This window comes from Krasilnikovia cinnamomea (assembly GCF_004217545.1).
Lineage (GTDB): Bacteria > Actinomycetota > Actinomycetes > Mycobacteriales > Micromonosporaceae > Actinoplanes > Actinoplanes cinnamomeus.
In genome coordinates this window covers 2,034,978-2,057,625 of sequence record NZ_SHKY01000001.1, presented here as the reverse complement: position 1 = coordinate 2,057,625, position 22,648 = coordinate 2,034,978, and the positions used below count along the sequence as shown (strand labels likewise).

Sequence of the window (22,648 nt, the reverse complement as noted above, 5' to 3'; positions counted from 1 at the left end):
TCATCATCGTGGGAGCCTGCCGGGTAGGTGCGCTCCCTTGCCCGACAGATTCTCATCATCGTGGGCTGGCGGCCGATCACTCTGTGGTGAACAAGCTGGGGGTGGACAGCAGCGGGGCCGGCGCCGACGAACTGTCGGCTGCCCTGCTGGCGCTCGAGGATCGGGTCATCGTCGACGCCGCCGCCGGGTACGCCGCCGCGGTGCAGCTCGAACGGCGGGCTGAGGCCCTCGGCGACGAGGCCCTGCTCATGCGGGCCCGCCTGTGCTGGATCGACATGCTCCGGCGCACCGGTGACCTCCAGGAAGCCGCCCGGCAGATCAAGGGCATCCAGACGTGGGCGCGTAAGCACGACGACCGCCGGCTGCAGGCGCGCGCCCACCTGGTACGGGCGAACATCGAAAGGCTGTCCGGCAACGCGGCGAAATTCCTGGGATACACGCGGAGCTCGGTCGAGTTGCTCGATGAGTCGGCCACGGCGCACATGCGGATCTGGCACCGGGTCAGGCTGGCCGACGCGCTGGCCGAGAACGGTGACATGGACGCGGCGCGTCCGCGTTACCACGAGGCCGAGGACCTGGCCCGGGAGCTCCGAGAGTGGGAGCGGCTCACGGTGGTGCTGAACAACTGGGCCTACGCCGAATACGAGACCGGGAACTTCCCGCAGGCCGGGGAGGTCGCGCGGCGGATGCAGGAGCACGCCGTGGCGCGCGGCTACTACTTCGACGCGGATGCGCTGGAGACGATCGGGGCGATCCAGATCGCCAACGGCGAGTACGCCGAGGCCGAGCAGACGTTGCAGGTGTGCATCGCCCGCTACAAGGGCGCAGGACCCAACGATGCCGAGGAACTGGCCGAGTACCTGCTGACCCTGGCCCGGGCCCAGCGTGGGCTCGGCGCGACCGGCCGGGCGCTGGCGAGCCTTCAGGCCGCCCACCAGCAATGCACCGAGCTCGGTCTGCGGCAACTTCTGGTCCGCGTCTATCAGGACAAGGCGGAGTTGTACGCCGTCCGGGGTGAGCATGCCGAGGCGCTCGCCGCGCAGAAGGCCTTCATCGCCGCCCGGGACAGCCTGTCACCCCGGCAGCGGAAACCCGTGCGCCGGATCCTGCGCACGATCTTCCGAACCAACCGCGATTGGCGAGCAAGCGGAGCCGTTGACGCGCTCGGGCCATCAGCGAGCCGTTAGGGCAGGTCGGACCAGGATGGTCACGGATCGACCCTGACCTGCCCGGATGGTTTGAACTGCGTACCGGTGACCACCGAGGATGTCGGGATGACGGGCGACGTACGCGACCGAATTCTCGAGCTGCTGAGCAGCGGACCCGCCACCGTGGCCGGCCTTGCCACCAGGCTCGACCTGCCCGGTGGCGTCGTCAGCTATCAGCTCAAGCTGCTCGAGCAGGCCGGGCTGGTATGGGTCGGCGCCTCCCGCACGGTGCGCGGCGTGCCGACACCGGTGTACGTGAGCACGGCGGCGGCGGTCCCGCCTCCGCTGGCGGCCCCGGCGCCGTTGCCCGGACTGACCTGGACCGGCACGGGCCGCTTCCCGGCCCCGGTGTGGACCACGGACCTTCCCGCAGATGCCCCCACCGGATCGATGTCCCCGGCTTCGGAGCGTGGCGGGAACCTCGTGCCGGAGCCGGAGGTCGCAGGCGCCGGGTCCGCGATTCCGGACCCGCGAAGGTCGAACCCGCGCAGGCCGGACCCGTTCCCGCCCCGGGTCGACGTCCGCCGGGTTCCGCTCGACGACGCCACGTTCGCCGAGTTCGCCGCCCGCCTTGACGCGCTCACCCGGGAGTTTGCGGCACGGGCGGCGCCCGGTTCCCCGGCTGCTGAGGTGGCCGTCACCTTTTGCCGGCCGCCCGGTGCGCCGGCCCTCGGCTACGGGTCCTGACTCGGCCGTCGGTCTGATCTGGGCCAGCGTCACCCTCGAAGGCCGCGATGTGGTGGCGCTGTCGGCCATCATGGCGGTGCAGCGGTGCGGGCCCTGTCATTCCTTGGCTTCCGGGTGTCGCTCCTCGATGTATCGCTTCGGGTACGGGACGAGCGAGTCCTTGCCGCTCTTGATCGCCTCGAAATCCTCCACGACCTGCCGGAGCGCCGTGTCCTCGGCGATGTTCGAGGAACTCCACACCTGGGCGTCCGTCAAACGGCCTTTGATCGTGCCGTACTGGGTCGCCAGTTGCCGCGCTTTGCCGGCTGCTTCGGAGTAGTTCTTGACCCTCGGGATGATCGCGCAGGCCGCGGCCGCGAAGGCGGCGGCGGAGGCCGCGGTCTGTGCCCACCGCGAATTCGACTCGGCCAGGAATCCCCAGATGGTGAGGCCCGTGACCATGCTGAGGAACGCCGCCGCGAGCGCGTAGGTGTCGGACTTTCGCTGCATCTCGTTCGCGTACCGGGGTAGGCGGATCGCCCAGTACTTCGAGCTGTCGAGGCATTCGTCGATCCGGTCCCGGCTGATCGGCGCGGCGGTCACCGTCGGCCGCGCGGCATACATCGGCTGAGGTGCTGCACTTCCCGGAGTCGCCGACTGCGGCGGCGTTGCGCCGGGGGGAACAGGCGACGGCGGGGCCGCGTACATGTTCGGCGGCGGGGCGGCGGCCGTTTCCGGAGTCAGGATCGTCGGCCCCGCGGAGTTGTTTGTTCCGCCTCCCAGGATCGGTGGCGGGCCGGAGGGTGGTTTCATGCCCGGCAGAATGGGGCCATTGGGGGAAACGGGCGGTTCTTCTGCTGTTTGCGGCGACCTGGCCATTTAAGCTCCCTTCGCTAGACAATCGCCTACCGCATGCGTGATGAGCAGGCTCCATCCAGGGGGAGTGGACACAGGTACTGTAGCCACCGGTTCACGGCTAAGGAGGGGTTTCTGCCCACTTGGTCGGCCTCGGCTCTGCTGCGCTGTCACGCGCGTAGCCGCCTTTTCCTGTCTGACTTTTCGCAGCTGCCTGTCCTTAGAGGACGGCGCTGCGATACCTAGTGTCTAAGCCTGGACTTATATACGGCTGGACTGATAGCGTGACCGGGTGCATGCGTTCGACGTGCTCGGCGATCCCATCCGCCGGCGCATCCTGGAGCTGCTGGCCGACGGCGAGCAGACCTCCGGCGCGGTCACCGAGGTCATCCGGGCCGAGTTCGGCGTGTCCCAGCCCGCCGTCTCGCAGCACCTGCGGGTGTTGCGGGACAACGGATTCGCGACCGTCCGCGCGGCCGGCGCCCGCCGCCTGTACACGGTGGACGGTGCCGGTCTGCGGCAGGTGGACGCGTGGCTGGGGCCGTTCCGCCGGTTCTGGACGCCGCACCTCGCCGCGATGGCCACGGAGGTGGCCCGGGGCAGGCGCACGCGTCGCCTGGCCGCCGAGCGGGCACCCGTCGAGGGGGTGCCGAGCCAGACCGACGGCACGGCACGTACGACCGAATCCGACGTTCCTGGAGTCAGTGATGATTGACGCGAAAGAACAGATCAACGCCGTACGCCGCGCACTGGGCGGCCGGGTGCTGGAGGCCGGTGAGGCCCGGGTCCTCACGATCAGCCAGGTGTACGACACGGACATCGACGATCTGTGGGACGTGCTCACCACCGCCGAACGGATCGCACGCTGGTTCCTGCCGGTCTCCGGCGACCTCCGCGAGGGCGGGCACTACCAGCTGGAGGGCCAGGCCGGCGGCACCATCACCCGCTGCGACAAGCCGCGCTCGTACGCGGCCACCTGGGAGTACGGCGGCAACGTGAGCTGGATCGAGGTCCGGCTCACCCCGGAGAGCGCCGACCGGACCCGGTTCGAGCTGGAGCATGTCGCCCACGTCGAGGACGAGTTCGCCGACCAGTACGGTCCCGGCGCGGTCGGTGTCGGCTGGGACTCGGGTCTGCTCGGTCTCGCCAACCACCTCGCCGACCCCACGGCGCCGCGCGACCCGGAGGCCATCGCCGCCTGGATCGCGTCGCCGGAGGGCCGGGAGTTCATGTGGCTCAGCAGCGAGGCCTGGGCGGAGGCCGACATCGCGGCGGGGGCCGACCCGGAGCGGGCCCGGAAGCAGGCGGCCCAGACGTACGCCGCGTACACGGGCGGCTGAGGCGGTCCACCGGTGCGGACTGCCCGGCAGCGGGCGACGGGCACGGGACCGGCCGGGACCGTAACGGTCAGGCGGTGTGCTGACTCTGGTCCGTGACGGAGGTCCGGGGCTGCGGCAGCGTCGGCGATTCGGGGTGGGGAGCGGCGGCGAAGCGGCGTACCACGCTCTTGCCCGCCGCCTTGGCGGCGTACAACGCGTGGTCGGCTTCCCGGAGCAGGCGGTCGATGCTGTGCCCCGCGCCCCGCGCGGTCGTCATGCCGACGCTCGCGCCGACCCGGACCTGGGTGTCCGTGGTCGGCACGGGCGCGGCGAGCCGGCCGATGATGCGCGCGGCGATCAGCTCGGCCTCGCCGGGATCGTTCAGGTTGGGCAACAGTACGGCGAATTCGTCGCCGCCGAGGCGGGCGGCGGTGTCGGTGCCGCGCAGCGCGTCGGGCAGGCGACGGCCCACCGCGATCAGTACGGCGTCCCCGGCGGCGTGGCCGAGCTGGTCGTTGACCGGCTTGAACCCGTCCAGGTCGACCAGCAGCACCCCGGTGTGGTCGTCCGGGCCGGCGGCGGCGAGCGCCTCGGCGGCGCGGCCGTGAAACGCCGTACGGTTCGGCAATCCGGTCAGCGCGTCGTGGTGCGCGGCGTGGCGCAGGCGTTCCTGCTGCTCGTCGAGGTCGCTGAGCAGCCGCTTGATGGTGAGCAGACTCAGGAACTGGCGCAGCATGGCCAGCCCGGTGCTGCTCACCAGCGCCCAGACCAGCACGGGGCTGAGCGTCCCGGTGCGCAGGTACAGGCCGCTGACGGCGCAGATGGCCAACGCCACGGGCACGTACGGCAGGGCGGTCCAGAAGCCCGCCAGCGCCCGGCGGCCGGAGGAGTCCGCCGCGCCCACGGTGCTCCGGCTGGCCAGGGCGACGAGCAGGCCGCCGGTGAGGTACAGCGCGCCGACGCCGGTGGCGTACCAGGGCGCGCCTCGGGTGGAGTTGTGGGTGGAGCCCACGGCGGCCAGGGCGAACAGCGCCAGCGCGGCGGCCAGCAGGTGCAGCGCGCGCCCGTCGGCGCTGGCCTGGATGCGCGACATGAGGGTGAGGGCGAGCGCGGCCGCGATGATCTCCGGCAGCAGGGTCAGCACGAAGGTCAGCTGGTTGCCCAGCGGCAGGGTGGCCGTGGCGGGCGGAATGACGAACTGCCAGACCAGCGCGAACAGGGAACCGGCGACCGTGGCGACGTCGATCAGGTGGGTGGTCCCGGCCATCGCGCCCGGCAGGGGCGGCGCGGCGAGGGCGATCCCGACCAGGGCCACGGTGGCGGAGCCCACGGAGAGCAGGTCGGCCAGGTTGGGTTTGCCCGGCTCCAGGCCGAACGCCGCGTACCCGGTGTAGAGGGTGTAGGACGCGCCGAGCAGGAGCGAACCGACTATGCCCAGCGCCCACCCGGCCCGTTGCCGTCCGGTGTGGGCGCGGCTCTGCCGGAGGAAGCCGATGGGGGCGAGGAATCCGGCGATTGCGATCGGCACGCTGGCGATCACGAGGCCGAGGCGGGTGGAGAGCAGCGGCAGGATCAGCTGGAGCGCGACGCCTGCCAGCACGGCAGCAGTGACCGGGGTCACCACGCGGTGCCTCAGGTCACGCACGTTCCCCCCTGATGTCAGCTGTTGTCGCTGTCCATCGACGCCATCTGGCGGGACTTGAGGGTACGCAGCGTGAGCTGGGCCAGGAAATGCATCGGCGGCCCCGGATTCGCAGTGAACCCGGAGCCGCCACACATCACCTGCTCAGCAGGTCGTGACCTTCCGGTCACGCGTCCACTTGCAGGAATCGATCGTCTTGGTGCCGAACCGCAGGTACGCGGTGTCGCCGCCGTTGTTCCAGACGTAGGCGCGCTTGCCCCAGTACCGGTCACCGGCGTTCGGCTTGCCGTTCGTGCCCTTGCCGGTGTGCACGTAGACGTTCTTGCCCGCACCCAGCGAGTACGAGCTGGTGAACGTGTACGTGTTGCCGGACTTGTCCCGGACGGTCCACCCCTTCAGGTTGATCGTCTTCGACGTCTTGTTGGTGAGCCGGAACCACTCGTTGTTCAGTCCGGACTTGCCGTGGTACTGGATCTTGGTGAACTGAACGTCGCCCACCTTCGGCGCGGCCGGCTTGGGCGCCGGGGGCTTGGGCGCCGGAGGCTTCGGCGCCGGAGGCTTCGGGGGCGTGGGCGTGGGCGTGGGCGTCGGGGTGGGGGTCGGCGTCGGGGTGGGGGTCGGAGTCGGCGTGGGCGTCGGGGTCGGCGCGGTGCCGGACACCGTGATGGTCTTAGCCGGCGAGTGGTTCGCGAGGATCGCGGTGTTGGTGTCGGCCCCGATGTACGCCCGGTAGGTCTGCGCGGTGCCGGCGCCCTGGTTGGTCAGGACGGTGGAGTAGATCCCGGCAAGGTCGGTGACGCCGTCGGCGACGGTCGTCCAGGTGCTGCCCGTCTGGCGCTGCACCTCGACGGGCAGGAAGGGCTGGTTGGGATTCGCGGCGACCTCCGCGGAGACCGTGCCGCTCGTCGTCGAGGCCAAGGTGAGCGTCGGGATCACCTGCACCGACACCTTGACCGTGTTCGAGAAGTCCGGGCTGTTGCCCTCCTTGACCTTGAAGAGGAAGCCACTGTCGACGTTCCGGCGAATGGTGAACGCCCCCGAGGTGGACGCCGTGGCGGTCACCGGACCGCCGGTGTCCCAGTTCGTGGCGACATAGAAGTCGTTGAACACGAACGCGGATTCGTACAGGGTAACCGTGGCGCCCGGGGTGGCCTTGCCGGTGATGGTGATCTCCGAGAAGCCGACCGTCGAGGCGGGCGCCGAGATGGTCGGCGCGGTGGCGGCCTGCGCGGGCGATCCGATCGCCACAGCGGCAAGGCAGGTGGCGGCCGTCAGCGCGGCCAGGGTGGTACGTCGGGCGCGTCGGTCGGTCGTGACCGACGTGTCGCGAGAACGCATTGACTTGTCTCCTTCGGCGGTTCGCGGCCGGGCACCCGGAGGCGCGCGCCAGCGACCGCCGTTGTGGGCGGTTGGTCGCCGCAGACTAAGTGTCTGACTGTGGGTAGTCATACATCTCGGTGGTTCTCCTTGCTGTCCGCTCGGCCGAACCGCCTGGCCCGTACGGCTTCACCTGGAGAAGCGTCACCAAAACGGGTGGTCGACGCGAGGTGATATTTCCGGAATGTCGTAACTGTTCGTGGTTGTCGTTAGTCACGTTCCGCTAGTTGTTACGGTGGGACCCGTCATGTCTGAGGATCAAGAGGACCGGTCGCTGCGGGCCGACTGCGCGAACTGCGCCGGGCTGTGCTGTGTCGCGCCCGCGTTCGCGAAGTCGTCGGACTTCGCCATCGACAAGCCCGCCGGGCGGCCCTGCCCCAACCTGCGCGCCGACTTCCGCTGCGGCATCCACGCCGACCTGCGGGAACGCGGCTTTGGCGGATGCGTCGTGTTTGACTGCTTCGGCGCGGGCCAGCAGGTAACCCAGATCACCTTCGGCGGGCGGGACTGGCGCGCTCAGCCGGAGCTGGCCGGGCCGATGTTCGCGGCGTTACCCGTCATGCGCCAGCTGCACGAGCTGCTCTGGCTGCTCACCGAGGCCATGCGGTTGCCCGCCGCGCCCCGCCTGCACGACCGGCTGCGCGACGCCCGCGCCGAACTCCGGCGGCTCACCGAGCTGAGCGCCGACGAGCTGACGGCACTGGACGTGGACGCCCAGCGGCGGCGGGTCAACCCCCTGCTGCAACAGGCCAGCGAAGCGGCCCGGGCCGGGCTGCGGCGCCGCCCCGACCACCGCGGCGCCAACCTGATCGGCCGCCGGCTGGCCCGCTCCGACCTGCGCGGGGCGAACCTGCGCGGCGCCCTGCTGATCGGCGCCGACCTGCGCGGCGCCGACCTGCGGCTGGCCGATCTCACCGGCGCGGACCTGCGGGGGGCCGACCTGCGCGGCGCCGACCTGGCGGACGCGCTGTTCGTCACCGCGGCACAGCTCGCCGCGGCCCGGACTGACGAGACCACCCGCCTCCCGAGTTCGCGGCGAACCGGGCAGTCGCCCGGCGCGGCGCCTCCCCCCGCGGCGGGCCCTGCGGCTCCGAGCCCGGACGGGTCTCCGAGCCCGGACGGGTCTCCGGGGCCGGACGGTTCACCGGCAGCGCGCACGGCAGCGACACGGTCTGCCCGGCGCCGCCCTCGTGGTTGCTGAACTCCGGGCCGATCAGCAGCCGCGACAGCAGCCGCGCCTGCGGCGTGGAGAGCCCCAGCTTGTCCGCGTGGTCGATGCGGAACCGGGCGATGGCCTGGCGGATCACGTTGGCCAGCCGGTCGGCGTCCCGGACGGCCTCCACGTCGCCGCCCGCCAGCACGAGCGCGGGCCAGCTCCCATCGGGTCCCGCGCACACCAGTTGGACCTGGCTGATCGACCCGGCCCGCCCGGTGCCCGGCGCGCCGGGTTGCACCCGCACGTGCCACGGCCACTGCCAGCGCAGCTCGCCTGAGGCGACCTCCAGATCGTCGGGGGAGATCGACGATGCGTACGCGTACCGCAGGCGCCGATCCGTCACCAGCACCTCGGTCGACTCCGGCACGGCCCAGCGGGGCAGCGCCGCGGCCCGGTCGAACGCGTACTCGGCGACCGCGGCCCGGCCCCGCCACAGGGCGCGTTCACCGCCGCGCAACGGAGCGAACACGTCCACCGGATCGGGCGGGACGGACATGGCGGACCCCCTCCGCGTCGCGACCGCGCCCGGCGGGGCGGGGCCGACTCGATTACATCGGCGCCCCGAGCCGCCCACAAGCGGGCGACCCCGACTTTTGCCGGATCACGGAACCTCGGCGCGGCGGGGCCCGAAAGGTTGAACCTTCGGACGACCCCGGCCGTACCTCCCTCAGGCGCGCGAGCGGAAGAGGCCGTCCGGCGGCGCCGGGGACGGCACCGCCGCGTCGTCACCCACCGGGGCGGCGCCCCCGGCGAACCGGTCCAGATCGGTCTCCACCCGTCCCGGGAACCAGTCGCCCGCGGCCCGCCGCGCCAGCTCCGGGACCGGCGGCGGCGTACGCCCCGCCAGCAGCACCAGGTTGCCGAAGCGGCGGCCCCGCAGCACCGCCGCGTCGGCCGTGACGCAGGCCTGCGGCAACACCTCCCGGACCGTGGCGACCTGGGCGCGGGCGTGGCGCAGCGGGGGGCCGTCGGCCACGTTCGCGACCAGGAAGCCGGTGGGGGCCAGCACCCGGGCGATCTCCCGGGCGAACTCCACCGAGGCCAGGTGCGCGGGGGTACGGGAGCCCGCGAAGACGTCCAGCACCACCACGTCGTACCCGCCGGGGCGCATGCCCGCCAGCTCCGCGCGGGCGTCGCCGACGCGTACCCGGATCCGGGCGGACGGCGGCCACGGCAGCCAGGTACGGACCAGGTCCACCAGCGGGCCGTCGATCTCCACCACGCGCTGCGCCGAGCCGGGACGGGTGGCCGCGACGTACCGGGGCAGGGTCAGCGCCCCGCCGCCCAGGTGCAGCACCCGCAGCGGCTGCCCGGCCGGGGCCAGCAGGTCCAGGGCGGCGCCGATGCGGCGCACGTACTCGAACTCCAGATGTGTCGGGTCGGCCAGGTCGACATGCGACTGCGGGGTGCCGTCCAGCAGCAGCGTCCAGCCGGACCGGCGGTCCGGGTCCGGCACCAGCTCGGCCAGGCCCGACCCGACGGTCGCGACCCGCCGCTCCGACCGTCTGCGCTGCGCCACGCGAGGCAGTATGCCGGTCGCCCGCCCGCCGCCGGCGCGCTGGGCGGCGGGCCGCTGTCGCGCACCGGTGCGGGTGAATGTGAAGCGGCTTTGCGCAAAACGGTCATCGGGCGCACCCGTCGCGTTCCACACTGACCCCAGCGGAGCCGTCCGGGCGGACGGGCCGGGGCGGGGGTGAGCGATGTCGGGCAACGCGCCGACCGGGATCGTCGGCGACGGGCGGGCCGAGATGGTCGGCGACGGGCCGGATCCGTCGCCGGTCGTGGTCACGCTGCCGGTCAGCCGCCCGCTACGGATCCGCCGCTACGCGTCGGACGAGGGGCCCGGCTACTGGCGCTGGGACTGCGCCGACTGCGGCGAGTACGGCGGCGGGCGCCACCACACCGACGCGGTCACCCGGGCGATGCGGCACTGCGGGGAGCACCCGCACCACCGGTCGTCGCTGCTGCCACCGATCCGCTGCCGTCAGGCGGAACCCGCCCGGACGGTGCACCCCATGCTGTTCGCGGTGGACGACGACCCGCCGCCCCCGCCGCTGGACATCTGAGCCCTACCGCCGGGTGTCACTCATCGCGGTACGCCCTCCACGGTCGTGGTGGGCCGGGGCGCACCGAGCACCTCGGCGACGCGCCGGACCCGGGGATCGGCGCGGATCTGCTCCAGGCTGGCGGCGAGCGGCATCCGCCAGTTCGGATACTCCCGCGTCGTGCCGGGCAGGTTGGGCTGTCGCGGCTCGCCGAGTACGTCGTACAGGGATGCGGTGACCAGGCGGCACGGGGTCCGGGCCAGGAACGCGTGCAGCGCCTCGACGATCTCCTCCGGGTCGCTGTCCGGGGTGATCAGGCCCTCGGCTCGCAACGCCGCCAGCAGCCGGTCCCGGTCCTGCGCGGCCTGCCGCTCCTCCTCCGCGACCGGTCCGGTCAGCAGGCCCAGCTCGGCGCGGACGCGCACCTGCTCCCCGCGCAGGAACCCGGCCGCGGTGGGCAGGTCGTGAGTGGACACGCTGGCCAGCGCGTTGCGCGGGTAGCGGGCGGCGGGCAGGTAGCCGCCGTCCGGGTCGTCGCGGTCGCGGGTGAACCACAACACCGCCGAGCCCAGCATGTTCATCCGGGCCAGGCCCGCCGTGACCTCGGGCAGCACCGTGCCCAGATCCTCGCCGACCACCACGGCACCGGCCCGCTGTGCCTCCAGCGCCAGGATGCCGAGCATGGCGTCCGGGTCGTAGCGCACGTACGTGCCGTCGGCGGGGCCCCTGCCCGGCGGCACCCACCACAGCCGCCACAGCCCGGCCACGTGATCCACCCGCAGGCCCCCGGCGTGCCGGAAGATGCGGCGCAGCATGTCCCGGTACGCCGCGTACCCGGTCTCGACCAGCCGGTCCGGCCGCCACGCGGCCAGCCCCCAGTCCTGGCCGAGCTGGTTGAACGCGTCCGGGGGCGCGCCCGCGTGCACCCCGTCGGCCAGCACGTCGCGCAGCAACCAGGCGTCCGCACCGCCGGGGTCGATCCCGACCGCGAGGTCGTGCACGATGCCGACCGGCATCCCGGCCGCCTGGGCCGCCGCGCGGGCGGCGCCGAGCTGCTCGTCCACCAGCCGCTGCAGCCAGACGTGGAACGCCACCCGGTCGCGCAGCTCGGCGCGGGCCGCCCCGACCGCCGCGGTGTCCGGGCGGCGCAGCTCGGCGGGCCACTCCCGCCAGTCGGGGCCGTGCCGCTCGGCCAGGGCGCAGAACGTGGCGAAGTCCACCAGACCGGGGTCGGCGTCGTCGGCCGGAGCGGCCAGCGGCCAGAGCAGTTCCAGGGCCGCGCGTTTGGCCCGCCACACCGCGCTGTAGTCGATCAGACCGTCGCCGGGCGGTGCCGGGCGCAGCGCGTCCACCCGGGACCGCAGGGCGTCGTCGGCCCGCCGGTACTCCGGGGTGTCGGCGATCCGCAGGTACAGCGGGTTGGCGAAGCGGCGGCTCGACGGAAAGTACGGCGACTCGGGAACCGGCAGGGTCGGGGTGGGCGCGTGCAGCGGGTTGAGCAGGACCAGCCCGGCGCCCTGGGCGACCTCGCGGACGAAGGTCACCAGGTCGCCGAGGTCGCCCATGCCCCAGGACGCGGCCGAGTGCAGCGCGTACAGCTGCAGCATCCAGCCCCACGTCTGCGGCGGCTCGGGCAGCGCCGCCGGGACGACGACCAGGGTCGCCTCCCGACCTGCGCTGCTCATCCGGTGCCAGCCCAGCGGCAGGTCGGCCGGGACCATGCCGGTCACGGTGCGCCGCCCGCCGTCCTCGGTGACGATCGTGGCGGGCGCCGCCAGCGGGTACGTGCGCCCGTGGCGCACCACCACCGTGCCGGGCAGCCGGCGTTGCCGCCGGGCGCGGCGTACCGCGCCCAGCTCGCGGGCGAGCCCGGCCGGGGTGCGGGCGTCGACACCGAGCAGGCCCAGCACCGCGATCACGGTGTCCGGGGAGACGGCGCGGCGTTCGCTGTGCCAGTCCTCGTACCAGGTGGCCACACCGTGCGCCGCGGCCAGCGCCGCCAGATCAGCGTCCATTCCGCTCCCTTTCCCGGTCGGTTCGCCTCCTACCCTGCCGGACCGGCGGCGGTTCCGCGCGTACCGGTTGCGGACTTGCGCCACGATGTACCCATGTCTTCTGCAGTGACATGGTGGTCGCGGCTGACCGCGGCGGTGACCGGTGCGGTCCTCACGCTGGTGGTGCCCGTGCATGCGTGGGCGGCCAGCAACGGCGTCGCCGACGTGGCGTTCGAGGCGGTCAAGTACCGCCGCCGCCGCTCCGGCTTCGGCTTCTTCGGTTTCGCGGCGCTGTGCTGCCTGCTCGTGGTCGGGGGGATCGTCCTGGTCGTGGTGTTGATCATGCGGAACCGCAAGCGTCGCTGACGGCTGTGCCGGCGGCCCGGATCACATCCAGTTGAGCGTGCGGTCGACCGCCTTGCGCCACTGGGCGAAGTCGCGTTCCACCTCGGCCCGGTCCCGCTCCGGCCGCCAGTCGCCGGCGCGCTGCCAGTTGGCCCGCAGCGTGTCGGTGTCCGGCCAGAAGCCGACCGCCAGCCCCGCCGCGTACGCCGCGCCGAGGCAGGTGGTCTCCGCCACGACCGGGCGCACCACGGGGACCCCGAGCACGTCCGCGAGGAACTGCAGGAGCAGTTCGTTGCCGGTCATGCCGCCGTCCACCTTGAGTGTGGTCAGCGCGGTGCCGCTGTCGGCGTTCATGGCGTCGACCACCTCGCGGGTCTGCCAGCCGCTGGCCTCCAGGGCGGCGCGGGCCAGGTGGCCCCGGTTGACGAAGCCGGTCAGGCCCACCAGTACGCCACGGGCGTCGGCGCGCCAGTGCGGGGCGAACAGTCCGGAGAACGCGGGCACCAGGTAGCAGCCGCCGTTGTCCGGCACGGTCTTCGCCAGTTCCTCCACCTCGGGCGCGGTCCGGATGAGGCCGAGGTTGTCGCGCAGCCACTGGATCAGCGAGCCGGTGACGGCGATGGCGCCCTCCAGCGCGTACACCGCGGGCTGGTCGCCGATGCGGTAGCCGACCGTCGTGAGTAGACCGTGGGCGGACGTGACCGGGCGGGTGCCGGTGTTCAGCAGCAGGAAGCTGCCGGTGCCGTACGTGCACTTCGCCTCGCCGGGGGCGAAGCAGGTCTGGCCGAACAGGGCGGCCTGCTGGTCGCCGAGCGCGGCGGCCAGCGGCACCCCGGCCAGCGGGCCCTCGGTGATCTCGCCGTACACCTCGCTGGAGGAGCGGATCTCGGGCAGCATCGCGGCGGGGATGCCGGTCGCGGCGAGGATCCGCGGATCCCAGTCGAGGGTTTCCAGGCTCATCAGCAGGGTACGGCTGGCGTTGGTGACGTCGGTGAGGTGGCGGCCGGTGAGCTTCCAGATGAGCCAGCTGTCCATCGTGCCGAACAGGACCTCACCGGCCTCGGCCCGCTCCCGCAGGCCGGGCACGTTCTCCAGCAGCCAGGCGAGCTTCGAACCGGAGAAGTACGGCGCCAGCGGCAGCCCGGTGCGCCGCCGGAACTCGTCCTCGCTCATCGCTGCGGCGAACCGGCGCAGCTGCTCATCCGTACGTGTGTCCTGCCAGACGATGGCGTTGTGCACGGGCTTGCCGGTGTCGCGGTCCCAGACCAGCGTGGTCTCGCGCTGGTTGGTGATGCCGACGGCGGCGAGCTGGTCGGCGGTGATCGATTCGACGGCGAGGGCCTCGCGGACGACGTAGTCGACGCGCTCCCAGATCTCGTCGGCGTCGTGCTCCACCCAGCCGGGACGGGGGAAGATCTGCCGGTGTTCGCGCTGGGCGACGGAGACGACCGTGCCGTCGGCGTCGAAGACGATGCAGCGCGAGGAGGTGGTGCCCTGATCGATGGCGGCGACATATTCCTTACTCACGCGTAAAACCGTAGGCGAAAGACCGGCGGCGCGGGGCCGCCGGCCGTTCACGATTTTCGTCAGGCCCTGCTCCATTTCTGGTTCGCCGTCCCGGCGCAGTCCCACAGTTGCAGCTGGGCGCCGTTGGCGCTGTTGACGTCCTTGATGTCCACACACCGGTTCGCGGAGATGTTCACCAGGTCGCCCGCGGCCGACAGGGTGAAGCGCTGCACCGGGTTGCCGTTGCAGGTGACCAGCTGGATTCCGGTGCCGTTGGCGGTGCCCGCGCCGGCGGGATCCATGCACTTGCCCATGGCGCGCAGGGTGCCGTCGCCGTGGAACGTCCACTGCTGGGCGGCGGTGCCGTTGCAGTCCCACATCTGCAGGCGCGCCCCGTCGACCGGGTTGGCGCCGGGGATGTCGACGCACCGGTTGTTCAGCGCGGACCGCAGCGCGGTGCCGCCGGCGTCGTTCCACGCCGAGACGCGGACGTAGTCGACGAGCATGGTCTGCGGGAAGACGGTGCCCGCGTCCGGGTTGCCCGGCCAGTTGCCGCCGACCGCCACGTTCATGATCATGAAGAACGGGTGGTCGAAGACCCAGGTGTTGCCGTTGAGGTTGGCCGGGGTGACCCGGAAGTACTCCTGGCCGTCGAGGAACCAGACGATGAGGTTCGGCGACCATTCGATCGCGTACGCGTGGAAGGCGTCGCCCAGCGGCGCGCCCAGCGTGCGGCCGCCGCCGATGCCGCCCGCGCCGGAGTAGCCGGGCCCGTGCACCGTGCCGTGCACGGTGTTGGGCTCCTTGCCGATGTTCTCCATGATGTCGATCTCGCCCGAGTTGGGCCAGCCTACGCTGCCGAGGTTGTCGCCGAGCATCCAGAACGCGGGCCAGATGCCCTGTCCTTTGGGGACCTTGATGCTGGCCTCGAACCGGCCGTACTTCTGGGTGAACTTGCCCGAGGTCAGGATCCGGCCGGAGGTGTACGTGCAGGTGCCGTACCAGCACTGGTAGTTGGCCGGGTTCTCCTTGCGGGCCGTGATGGCGAGGTGGCCCTGGCCGTCGCGGTACACGTTGCGGGTGGAGTTGGTGTAGTACTCCAGCTCGTTGTTGCCCCAGCCGCCGCCGCCGATGTCGAAGTTCCACCTGCTGGAGTCGATCGCCGAGCCGGCCGAGCCGTCGAACTCGTCCTGCCAGGTGATCGCGCCGACGGCGGCGTCGGCCTGGTCGTTGCGGGAGACGGCGCTGAGGGCGCCCGCGAGTGTCGTCGCGACCACGGCGGCCGCGAGCAGGAATCTGGTTGTCCGCATGGGGGATTCCTCCGGGGAAAGAGGGGGGCATGCGTTAACAACCATTTAATAAGTTGTGTTAACAAGTCAACCCGTTGCCGGTTCCGGAACCGGCAACGGGTTGCGAGGGGGCCGCGGGTGGCGTCAGTCGACCCGCTCGAACAGCTCCTTCAGCTTCGACGGCTCCCAGCCCGGCAGCGCCGTGTGCGCCTCCTTCGCCCGGTACACCTTGCCGTCGAACGACACGAGGTCGCCGGCCGCGTACGCGGTGCGCAGCTTCCACTTCGGCGCCGAGACCTTGGTCGGGGTGGCCGAGGGGCTCTCGGACTGCTTGACCGGCTCCAGCGTGGTGGCCGTGGGCTCCGGCTCGGTCGCCGTGGGCTCCGTGGACGCGGACTCGGTGGGAGTCGGCTCCGTGGACGGGTCCTCGCTCACCGACGGCGACGTCGGGGTCGGCGGCACGGTGGTCGACCCCGACGGGGACGGGGTGGGGAACCACTCGTCGTCGGCCGGGCGGGCGGTCCAGGTGCGCCGGCACTCGCGGTCCCGGAAGGTGCGGCCCTCCGCGTTGGTCCAGCGCCAGACGTGGCGGCCGTCGCGGCGCTCGCAGACGGTGATCCGGCCCGCGCGGTTCTCGTGCGCCGAGCCCGCGCGGTTCTCGTGTGCCGAGGCCGTGTCGTTGCGCGTGGGCAGGTAGAGGGCGGCGGCCAGGCCGGCGCCCACGACGGCGAGCGCGAGCAGGACGCGGGGGCGGCGCAGGAACGTACGACCGGCGTGTGCGGCGGCACGGTGCATGGGGATGAAACCTCCGTGGGCGGCGGACGTTTTGTTCGGCCGTTTGTTCGGCAGGGCAACTTTTGAAGATCCGGGTCGGTCACGCAAGTCCGAGCTGCAGACTTAAGGAACGCTTAAACCTTCAGGCCGGAGAGCGTTCTCTGCGTAATCGATTCGTGATGGGCGCGCTCCCGGTTTCGGGCCCGGATGTGGGATGGTCGGCCCCATGACCAACTCGGGGGCGGACGCGGGCGGCCTGCAGGCGCCGCTGTGGCGGGCCATCGCCGTCTACCGGATCGCCGCCCTCGTCTACGTCGCCGTCCTGGTCGTACGCAACGTCTCGAACTACGACGAGCGCTGGGCCGTGCTCGCCTGGCCCGTACTCGCCGTGACCGCCGGCTGGACGGTCTTCACCACCTACGCGTACGCCGACCCGGCCCGGCGCCGGGCGCCCCTGCTCGTCGCCGACCTGCTGGTCACCATGGCCGTGATGGCCTCCAGCGTGTGGATCGTCGGCCGCTACGGCCTGGAGCACGGCAAGCCCACCCTCGCCGTGGCCTGGCACGTCGCCCCCGTCATCTGCTGGGCGGTGGCCTGGGGCCGCCGGGGCGGCGTGATCGCCGCGCTGATCATGGGCGCCACCGACCTCGTCGTCCGCGCCCACTACGACCAGGCCGCGTTCACCGGCACGGTGCTGATGCTGATGGCGGCGTTCGCAGTCGGCAGCCTGGTCCGGCTCGCCGTGGTCTCCCAGGAACGACTCCAGCGGGCCATCGAACTGGAGGCCGCCACCCGCGAACGCGAACGGCTCGCCCGCGACATCCACGACTCCGTGCTACAGGTGCTGGCCCTGGTCAAGCGGCGCGGGGCCGGACTCGACGGGGAGGCCGGGGAGCTGGCCCGGCTCGCGGGGGAGCAGGAAGCCGCGCTGCGGGCGCTGGTCACCAGCCCCACCGCCCCGGCCGTGGACGACCACGCCGAGATCGACCTGATGACGCTGCTCGGGCCGTACGCATCGACCACCGTGTCGGTCGCCGCGCCCGCCGACGCGGTCCGGCTGCCCGGCCACACCGCCCGCGAGGTCGCCGCGGCCGTGGCCGCGGCCCTGGACAACGTGACCCGCCACTGCGAGCCCGGCACCAAGGTGTGGATCCTGGTCGAGGACGAGCCCGGTGAGGTGCTCGTCAGCGTCCGCGACGAGGGGCCCGGCATCGCGCCGGAGCGGCTGGCCGAGGCCGCCGCGCAGGGCCGCCTCGGCGTGGCCCAGTCGATCCGGGGCCGCATCGCCGACCTGGACGGCAGCGTGACCATCACCGCGGCACCCGGCCAGGGCACCGAGGTGGAGCTCGCGGTGCCCCGCAAGCCGATATCGTGACCCGGTGGAGCAGCAGCACACCCCGGTACGGGTCATGGTGGTCGACGACCACCCCATGTGGCGCGAAGGGGTCAGCCGGGACCTCGCCGCGGCCGGTTACGACATCGTCGCCACCAGCGGCGAGGGGCGCCAGGCGGTGCGCATCGCCGCCGCCGCCCGGCCCGACGTCGTCGTGCTGGACCTCCAGCTCCCGGACGTCTCCGGCGTCGAGGTGATCCAGGGCCTGCTGGAGGCCGTGCCCGGGGTGCGGGTGCTCATGCTGTCCGCCAGCGGCGAACACCACGACGTGCTGGCCGCCGTCAAGGCCGGGGCCACGGGCTACCTGCTGAAGTCGGCCGGGACCGCGGAGTTCCTGGAAGCCGTCGGGCGCACCGCCGCCGGTGACGCGGTGTTCACCCCCGGGCTGGCCGGGCTCGTGCTCGGCGAGTTCCGCCGGATGGCGACCGAACCGGCCCCCGCCGAGGGTCCCGCCCCCAAGCTGACCGAGCGCGAAACGGAGGTGCTGCGGCTGGTCGCCAAGGGGCTGTCGTACCGGCAGATCGCCGAGCGGCTCGTGCTCTCGCACCGGACGGTGCAGAACCACGTGCAGAACACCCTCGGCAAGCTCCAGCTGCACAACCGGGTCGAGCTCACCCGGTACGCGATCGAGCAGGGCCTCGACTAGGAGCCCGGGACCGGCCTAGGAGAAGCCCGGGGCGCGGGTCTCGTGCATCGCCAGCTCCTCGGCCGAGGCGCCGCCGCCCGCCGCCCCCGCGTCGTACGCGATGGCGTCGCGCTCGTCGTCGAGGCCGGAACCCTCGTCCGGCTCCACCAGGCGTCCCACCGGGCGCGGGGAGTCGTCGTCGAGCTGGCCGTCGTCGTAGAGCGAGATCGCGGAGTTCGGGTCCGAAGTCGGGCTGGGCCCCCACACGTCCGCCGCCAACGGGGTGCTCGACGTGTCCGCGTCGTCGATCGTGTCGTCGAACCAGTCCCGCTCGGGTGTGCGTTCCACGCCGACATCCGGCTCCTCCTGGCGCAGCCGGTACGCCAGCGGCTCACCGCGGCGCGCCTCCTCGGCGGTGTCGCCGTACCGGTTGGAGCCGCCCGGGCCGGCGCCCGCCAGCGCGGCCGGGTCCGGCCCGTCCGCCCACCGGCCGGTGCGCACCTCGTCGTTCGCGGTGGAATCGTCGTCGGCGGTGTCCGGCAGCCCGGACGACTCCGGGTCCGTCACCTCGAGCGGGTAGTCGTTGTCGCGCATACCAGTCGGTTTACCCCTGCGCGGGGTCCGCCATACCTGCCGCAAGGCCCGATCGGGAGGGGCCGGATGACTCCTCCGCGGCCAGGATCGCCCACACCACCTTGCCGTCGCTCAGCGGCAGGGTGCCCCAGCCCCGGGTCACCGCGTCGATGAGCAGCAGGCCCCGGCCCCCGTACGCGGTGGGAGCCACGGGGCCCGCGAAGCGCGGCTGCCCCGCCGAGTGGTCCCGGACCGCCACCGCCATCGTGTCCGCGTACCGCGTCAACACGACCGTCAGCGGGGTACCGGCGTGCGCCACCACGTTGTTGGCGAGTTCGGTGACGACGATGCTGCCCGCGCCGGCCAGCTGCGGCAGCTCCCACCGGGCGCACGCCTCGGTGACCAGCTCCCGGGCGCGGCGGGCCGCCCCGACCACCGGCTCCAGGTCAAGGGACAGGCGGCGGCCGGGCGTCGGCGGGCCCAGCGACGCGGTGGCCGTCGCCACGCTGGGGCACACCGTCAGCCCGGTGTTCTGCCACGGGTGGGGATCCGGGGCCGCGAGCACCAGCTGGGCGGCGGGCCAGACCGTCGTCTCCCGCACCACCCGGCGCAACACCCCCGGCGCGTCGGGGTCAGTGACCGTCAGTCCCGCCACGTCGACGAGCACGGCCTCCGGGGCTTCGGCGAGCACGTCGAGCAGGGCCGCGCGGACGGCTGCCGCCTCGCTCCCGGCCAGGACCCCCGTGAACCGGACGACCGGGTGGACCTGCGCACGGTCCACCACGTGTCCGACCTCGCTCGCCATGATCACTCCATTGTGCCGATGGCCGCGATTCGGACGCGAGCTACCGGGCTTACTCCGAATTCTCGTACACGCCTGGGCCCGGTTTACCCCACGGCCCGCCGGGTCATGCGTGATCCCCGGCCGGGTCACAGACCGGCCGTGCGCACGCCGGGCCGCTCGGCGGCCCGGCCGCCCGGATGGCCGCCCGGTGCGGTGGCGTGGTGGTGCTGCGGCTCCGCGTACCGGGTCAGGCCCAGCACCGCCGCCAGCGTGACCACGAACCCGACGGCGGCCATCCACTCCCGGCCCGGGTAGATGCGGTCACCCAGCAGCAGCAGCCCGACAATCGCCGCGGGCACGGCGCCCGCCGCGTCCATCGCCGCCACCGCCGCCGTGGTCGAACCCCGCTGCATCGCCAGCCCCAGCAGCAGCTGGCCCACCAGCGAGTGGGCGATCAGCAGGTAGAGCAGCGGATTGCCGAGGTAGCCGGTGACCGAGTGCTCGCTCGCCAGCGGCCGGGCGGCGATCGCGGCCGCCGAGAAGCCGATCCCGGCCAACGAGCCCAGCACCACGGATCCGAGTGCGCCGTGCAGGCGTACCGCGAAGAAGCCGAGCACCGCCAGCGCCACCAGCGTGACCGCCAGCGCGATCACGGCGGCCGCGCCCAGCGGGCGCGCGGGCGCCGGCTCGGCCGCCAGCACCAGGGCGGTGATGCCCGCCAGCAGCAGGCCCAGCAGCGCGATCTCCGCCCGGGGCAGCACCCACTTCAGCACCAGGACCCCGAGCAGGGCGGTCACGCCCAGCCCGGCCGCGACGCTGGCCTGCACCAGGAACAGCGGCAGATCGCGGCGGGCCAGGAAGGCCAGCACGAAACCCAGCACCTGACAGATCAGACCCAGCACATACGTACGGTGACTGGCCAGGCGCACCAACAGGCTGGGATCGAACGTGTGGTGCACGGTCGTGCGCGCCGCCGCGATCGACTGCAACAGGTTGGCCACGCCGTATGCCGCGATCATCGCCGCGAGACAGAACCAGCCTGTGGACACCACAGCGAGGATAGACCAGCGCCTGGTTCCGCTCAGGCCGGTTCGCCCGCCAGGCGGGTGAGCACCTCCTCGTGCAGGTGCCCGTTGGTGGCGATCGCGCTGCCGCCGCCCGGCCCGGGCCGGCCCTGCAGGTCCGTGAAGGTGCCACCGGCCTCCCGCACGATCGGCATCAGCGCGGCCACGTCCCACAGCGACAGCTCCGGCTCCACCATGACGTCCAGCGCCCCCTCGGCCAGCAGCATGTAGCCGTAGAAGTCCCCGTACGCCCGGGTGCGCCACACCTGGAGCAGCAGGTCCAGCATCGGCTCCAGGCGGCCGTTCTCCTTCCAGCCGGACAGGCTGGAGTAGCACAGGGAGGCATCCGCCAGGCGGTTCACGGCCGACACCCGGATCCGGGTGGCGCCCGCCTGGTGGCGGCCCGCGTACGCGCCGTGCCCCGTCGCGCCCCACCACCGGCGGCCCAGCGCGGGCGCCGACACCAGGCCCGCGACCGGGACGTCGTCCTCCACCAGCGCGATGAGCGTGCCCCAGATCGGGACGCCGCGGATGAAGTTCTTCGTGCCGTCGATCGGGTCGATCACCCAGTGCCGGGACCCGCTGCCCGCGCCGGGCATCGACATGCCGTACTCCTCGCCGAGCACCCCGTCGCGCGGGCGGGCCCGCGCCAGGGTCGCGCGGATCGCCTTCTCCACCGCGGTGTCCGCATCGGAGACCGGGGTCAGGTCCGGCTTCGACTCGACGTGCAGATCGAGCGCCCGGAACCGGGCCATCGAGATCGAATCGGCGGCGTCGGCCAGCAGGTGGGCCAGGGAGAGATCGTCGGAGTACCCAGACATGCCGGAAACCTAGCCGATGATCGCGGCCCGCCCCGCCTACGACCCGGCCCCGCGCGTCGCCAGCGTGGTCCGGCGCGTCCCGAGGGCCGGCGGTCAGGTTTCCGGGCGCTCCTCGCGGGGGTCCTCACCGGCGCGGGAGGCCAGCAGGCGGCGGTAACTCGCCAGCCGCCGCTGGTCCGCGTGGCCGGCACTGACCCAGGCGTCCAGCGTGCAGTCCACGTCGGCCGGGGTGTGGCCGCAGTTCGGCGGGCAGTCCAGCGTGCCCTCGACGAGATCGGGGAAGCCGTGCAGCAGGCTCTCGGCGCTCACGTGCGCCAGCCCGAAGCTGCGGATGCCCGGCGTGTCGATGATCCAGCCCGGATCCGCGCCATCCGTGCCGGACGGGGGCAGGCGCAGGGCGACCGCGCTGGTGGAGGTGTGCCGTCCCTTGCCGACGGCGCTCACCGCGCCGACCGCCCGCAAGGCGTCCGGCACCAGGCGGTTGACCAGGGTGGACTTGCCCACCCCGGAATGGCCGACGAGTACGGAGATCTGCCCGGCGAGCCGCTGCCGCAGCGGGGCCAGGTCGCTGTCGGGGCGCACCAGCACGTACGGCAGGTCCAGTTCGGCGTAGTAGTTCAGCACCGCCTCGGGGCCCGCGAGGTCGGCCTTGGTGAGGCACAGCAGCGGCTCGACGTCCGCGTCGTACGCCGCGACCAGGCACCGGTCGACGAACCCGGTCCGCGGCGGCGGATCGGCCAGGGCGCTGACGATGACGAGCTGGTCGGCGTTGGCGACCACGACCCGCTCCAGCCGGCCCTCCGGGGTGGTGTCGTCGTCGTCCGCGGTGCGGCGCAGTACGGATCTGCGTTCGGCGATGCGCACGATCCGGGCCAGGGCTCCGGGCGCCCCGGAGGTGTCGCCCACCAGCGCCACCCGGTCGCCCACCACCACCGACTTGCGGCCCAGCTCGCGGGCGCGCATCGCGGTGACGATGTCGTCCTCGGTCGGGGCGTCGGGGCGTACGCAGCCGTACCGGCCCCGGTCCACGCTGACGACCAGGCCGTCCACCGCGTCGGAGTGTTGCGGGCGGGTACGGGTACGCGGCCGGGAGGACCGGCCCGGTCGGATCCGGACGTCGTCCTCGTCATACTCCCGCTTGCGTCCCGGCAG

General features: G+C 72.8%; 22 protein-coding genes. 9 read left to right on the top strand and 13 right to left on the bottom strand.

Annotated features, from left to right (window positions below; translation table 11 throughout):
- Nucleotides 1-86: 86 nt before the first annotated feature.
- Together EV385_RS09100 and EV385_RS09095 are read left to right on the top strand one after the other, a co-directional pair.
- Nucleotides 87-1,187, top strand: a complete 1,101-nt coding sequence (locus EV385_RS09100; RefSeq protein ID WP_130509072.1) for a hypothetical protein — start codon at nucleotides 87-89, stop codon at nucleotides 1,185-1,187.
- 66 nt (nucleotides 1,188-1,253) lie between these two features.
- A complete protein-coding gene (locus tag EV385_RS09095) occupies nucleotides 1,254-1,895 on the top strand; it encodes a winged helix-turn-helix domain-containing protein (protein WP_130509071.1) in 642 nt (213 codons plus the stop codon).
- Nucleotides 1,896-1,991: 96 nt separating this feature from the next.
- On the opposite strand, the gene EV385_RS09090 is transcribed toward EV385_RS09095, so the two are convergent.
- Nucleotides 1,992-2,753: a hypothetical protein gene (locus EV385_RS09090; protein ID WP_130509070.1), complete on the bottom strand. Its 762-nt coding sequence runs from the start codon at nucleotides 2,751-2,753 to the stop codon at nucleotides 1,992-1,994.
- Between the two features lie 268 nt (nucleotides 2,754-3,021).
- On the opposite strand from EV385_RS09090, the gene EV385_RS09085 reads away from it, so the two are divergent.
- The gene (locus EV385_RS09085; RefSeq protein ID WP_130509069.1) at nucleotides 3,022-3,444 is read left to right on the top strand and encodes an ArsR/SmtB family transcription factor; all 423 of its coding nucleotides are present in this window, start codon (nucleotides 3,022-3,024) and stop codon (nucleotides 3,442-3,444) included.
- Complete coding sequence (locus tag EV385_RS09080) at nucleotides 3,437-4,069, top strand: SRPBCC family protein (RefSeq protein ID WP_130509068.1); 633 nt, start codon at nucleotides 3,437-3,439, stop codon at nucleotides 4,067-4,069. Before EV385_RS09085 ends, EV385_RS09080 begins: the two co-directional genes overlap by 8 nt.
- Nucleotides 4,070-4,136: 67 nt before the next feature.
- On the opposite strand, the gene EV385_RS09075 is transcribed toward EV385_RS09080, so the two are convergent.
- Nucleotides 4,137-5,693 (bottom strand): GGDEF domain-containing protein, encoded by a 1,557-nt coding sequence (locus EV385_RS09075; RefSeq protein ID WP_130509067.1) that lies wholly within the window; start codon nucleotides 5,691-5,693, stop codon nucleotides 4,137-4,139.
- 141 nt (nucleotides 5,694-5,834) lie between these two features.
- Nucleotides 5,835-7,028, bottom strand: coding sequence for a lamin tail domain-containing protein (locus tag EV385_RS33815; protein WP_165449426.1), 1,194 nt, complete (start codon nucleotides 7,026-7,028; stop codon nucleotides 5,835-5,837).
- A gap of 286 nt (nucleotides 7,029-7,314) precedes the next feature.
- Here EV385_RS33815 and EV385_RS09065 point away from each other — a divergent pair, with 286 nt between their 5' ends.
- A complete protein-coding gene (locus EV385_RS09065; RefSeq protein WP_130509065.1) occupies nucleotides 7,315-8,268 on the top strand; it encodes a pentapeptide repeat-containing protein in 954 nt (317 codons plus the stop codon).
- A 682-nt stretch (nucleotides 8,269-8,950) separates the two neighbouring features.
- Here EV385_RS09065 and EV385_RS09060 read toward each other — a convergent pair.
- The gene (locus tag EV385_RS09060) at nucleotides 8,951-9,802 is read right to left on the bottom strand and encodes a spermidine synthase (protein ID WP_130509064.1); all 852 of its coding nucleotides are present in this window, start codon (nucleotides 9,800-9,802) and stop codon (nucleotides 8,951-8,953) included.
- 181 nt (nucleotides 9,803-9,983) lie between these two features.
- Here EV385_RS09060 and EV385_RS09055 point away from each other — a divergent pair, with 181 nt between their 5' ends.
- Nucleotides 9,984-10,349 carry a hypothetical protein gene (locus EV385_RS09055; protein WP_242624787.1) on the top strand — a complete coding sequence of 122 codons (366 nt, stop codon included), beginning with the start codon at nucleotides 9,984-9,986 and terminating at the stop codon, nucleotides 10,347-10,349.
- Nucleotides 10,350-10,369: 20 nt separating this feature from the next.
- Here EV385_RS09055 and malQ read toward each other — a convergent pair whose 3' ends face one another.
- Nucleotides 10,370-12,343, bottom strand: coding sequence for a 4-alpha-glucanotransferase (gene malQ / locus EV385_RS09050; protein ID WP_130509063.1), 1,974 nt, complete (start codon nucleotides 12,341-12,343; stop codon nucleotides 10,370-10,372).
- A 93-nt stretch (nucleotides 12,344-12,436) separates the two neighbouring features.
- Here malQ and EV385_RS09045 point away from each other — a divergent pair, with 93 nt between their 5' ends.
- Entirely contained in the window at nucleotides 12,437-12,688 is a 252-nt protein-coding gene (locus tag EV385_RS09045; protein WP_130509062.1) for a hypothetical protein, read from the top strand.
- A gap of 21 nt (nucleotides 12,689-12,709) precedes the next feature.
- Here the strand turns inward: EV385_RS09045 and glpK are convergent, their stop codons facing one another.
- From glpK to EV385_RS09030, 3 genes are all read right to left on the bottom strand, one after another.
- The gene (glpK, locus tag EV385_RS09040; RefSeq protein ID WP_165449425.1) at nucleotides 12,710-14,194 is read right to left on the bottom strand and encodes a glycerol kinase GlpK; all 1,485 of its coding nucleotides are present in this window, start codon (nucleotides 14,192-14,194) and stop codon (nucleotides 12,710-12,712) included.
- A 59-nt stretch (nucleotides 14,195-14,253) separates the two neighbouring features.
- The gene (locus EV385_RS09035) at nucleotides 14,254-15,483 is read right to left on the bottom strand and encodes a glycoside hydrolase family 16 protein (RefSeq protein WP_130509060.1); all 1,230 of its coding nucleotides are present in this window, start codon (nucleotides 15,481-15,483) and stop codon (nucleotides 14,254-14,256) included.
- A gap of 123 nt (nucleotides 15,484-15,606) precedes the next feature.
- Nucleotides 15,607-16,257, bottom strand: coding sequence for a carbohydrate-binding protein (locus tag EV385_RS09030; RefSeq protein ID WP_130509059.1), 651 nt, complete (start codon nucleotides 16,255-16,257; stop codon nucleotides 15,607-15,609).
- Between the two features lie 205 nt (nucleotides 16,258-16,462).
- Between EV385_RS09030 and macS the strand changes: the two genes are divergently transcribed.
- A complete protein-coding gene (macS, locus tag EV385_RS09025; protein ID WP_130509058.1) occupies nucleotides 16,463-17,611 on the top strand; it encodes a MacS family sensor histidine kinase in 1,149 nt (382 codons plus the stop codon).
- A gap of 34 nt (nucleotides 17,612-17,645) precedes the next feature.
- The gene (locus EV385_RS09020) at nucleotides 17,646-18,275 is read left to right on the top strand and encodes a response regulator (protein ID WP_130513176.1); all 630 of its coding nucleotides are present in this window, start codon (nucleotides 17,646-17,648) and stop codon (nucleotides 18,273-18,275) included.
- Nucleotides 18,276-18,290: 15 nt separating this feature from the next.
- On the opposite strand, the gene EV385_RS09015 is transcribed toward EV385_RS09020, so the two are convergent.
- From EV385_RS09015 to rsgA, 5 genes are all read right to left on the bottom strand, one after another.
- Nucleotides 18,291-18,848 (bottom strand): DUF5709 domain-containing protein, encoded by a 558-nt coding sequence (locus tag EV385_RS09015; RefSeq protein WP_130509057.1) that lies wholly within the window; start codon nucleotides 18,846-18,848, stop codon nucleotides 18,291-18,293.
- A gap of 10 nt (nucleotides 18,849-18,858) precedes the next feature.
- On the bottom strand, nucleotides 18,859-19,632 hold the full coding sequence (locus tag EV385_RS09010) for an ATP-binding protein (RefSeq protein WP_130509056.1): 774 nt from the start codon (nucleotides 19,630-19,632) through the stop codon (nucleotides 18,859-18,861).
- Nucleotides 19,633-19,757: 125 nt separating this feature from the next.
- Nucleotides 19,758-20,630: a hypothetical protein gene (locus tag EV385_RS09005; RefSeq protein ID WP_242625261.1), complete on the bottom strand. Its 873-nt coding sequence runs from the start codon at nucleotides 20,628-20,630 to the stop codon at nucleotides 19,758-19,760.
- A 62-nt stretch (nucleotides 20,631-20,692) separates the two neighbouring features.
- On the bottom strand, nucleotides 20,693-21,496 hold the full coding sequence (gene hisN / locus EV385_RS09000; protein ID WP_130509055.1) for a histidinol-phosphatase: 804 nt from the start codon (nucleotides 21,494-21,496) through the stop codon (nucleotides 20,693-20,695).
- A 93-nt stretch (nucleotides 21,497-21,589) separates the two neighbouring features.
- Complete coding sequence (gene rsgA, locus EV385_RS08995; RefSeq protein ID WP_207230078.1) at nucleotides 21,590-22,648, bottom strand: ribosome small subunit-dependent GTPase A; 1,059 nt, start codon at nucleotides 22,646-22,648, stop codon at nucleotides 21,590-21,592.

What these genes read in the sequence shown, in the direction of transcription:
- EV385_RS09090 (WP_130509070.1), bottom strand. Translation starts at nt 2,753, where the DNA reads ATGGCCAGGTCGCCGCAAACAGCAGAAGAACCGCCCGTTTCCCCCAAT.
- EV385_RS09080 (WP_130509068.1), top strand. Translation starts at nt 3,437, where the DNA reads ATGATTGACGCGAAAGAACAGATCAACGCCGTACGCCGCGCACTGGGC.
- EV385_RS33815 (WP_165449426.1), bottom strand. Translation starts at nt 7,028, where the DNA reads ATGCGTTCTCGCGACACGTCGGTCACGACCGACCGACGCGCCCGACGT.
- EV385_RS09065 (WP_130509065.1), top strand. Translation starts at nt 7,315, where the DNA reads ATGTCTGAGGATCAAGAGGACCGGTCGCTGCGGGCCGACTGCGCGAAC.
- EV385_RS09055 (WP_242624787.1), top strand. Translation starts at nt 9,984, where the DNA reads ATGTCGGGCAACGCGCCGACCGGGATCGTCGGCGACGGGCGGGCCGAG.
- malQ (WP_130509063.1), bottom strand. Translation starts at nt 12,343, where the DNA reads ATGGACGCTGATCTGGCGGCGCTGGCCGCGGCGCACGGTGTGGCCACC.
- EV385_RS09045 (WP_130509062.1), top strand. Translation starts at nt 12,437, where the DNA reads ATGTCTTCTGCAGTGACATGGTGGTCGCGGCTGACCGCGGCGGTGACC.
- EV385_RS09035 (WP_130509060.1), bottom strand. Translation starts at nt 15,483, where the DNA reads ATGCGGACAACCAGATTCCTGCTCGCGGCCGCCGTGGTCGCGACGACA.
- EV385_RS09030 (WP_130509059.1), bottom strand. Translation starts at nt 16,257, where the DNA reads ATGCACCGTGCCGCCGCACACGCCGGTCGTACGTTCCTGCGCCGCCCC.
- macS (WP_130509058.1), top strand. Translation starts at nt 16,463, where the DNA reads ATGACCAACTCGGGGGCGGACGCGGGCGGCCTGCAGGCGCCGCTGTGG.
- EV385_RS09020 (WP_130513176.1), top strand. Translation starts at nt 17,646, where the DNA reads ATGGTGGTCGACGACCACCCCATGTGGCGCGAAGGGGTCAGCCGGGAC.
- EV385_RS09015 (WP_130509057.1), bottom strand. Translation starts at nt 18,848, where the DNA reads ATGCGCGACAACGACTACCCGCTCGAGGTGACGGACCCGGAGTCGTCC.
- EV385_RS09010 (WP_130509056.1), bottom strand. Translation starts at nt 19,632, where the DNA reads ATGGCGAGCGAGGTCGGACACGTGGTGGACCGTGCGCAGGTCCACCCG.
- EV385_RS09005 (WP_242625261.1), bottom strand. Translation starts at nt 20,630, where the DNA reads ATGATCGCGGCATACGGCGTGGCCAACCTGTTGCAGTCGATCGCGGCG.
- hisN (WP_130509055.1), bottom strand. Translation starts at nt 21,496, where the DNA reads ATGTCTGGGTACTCCGACGATCTCTCCCTGGCCCACCTGCTGGCCGAC.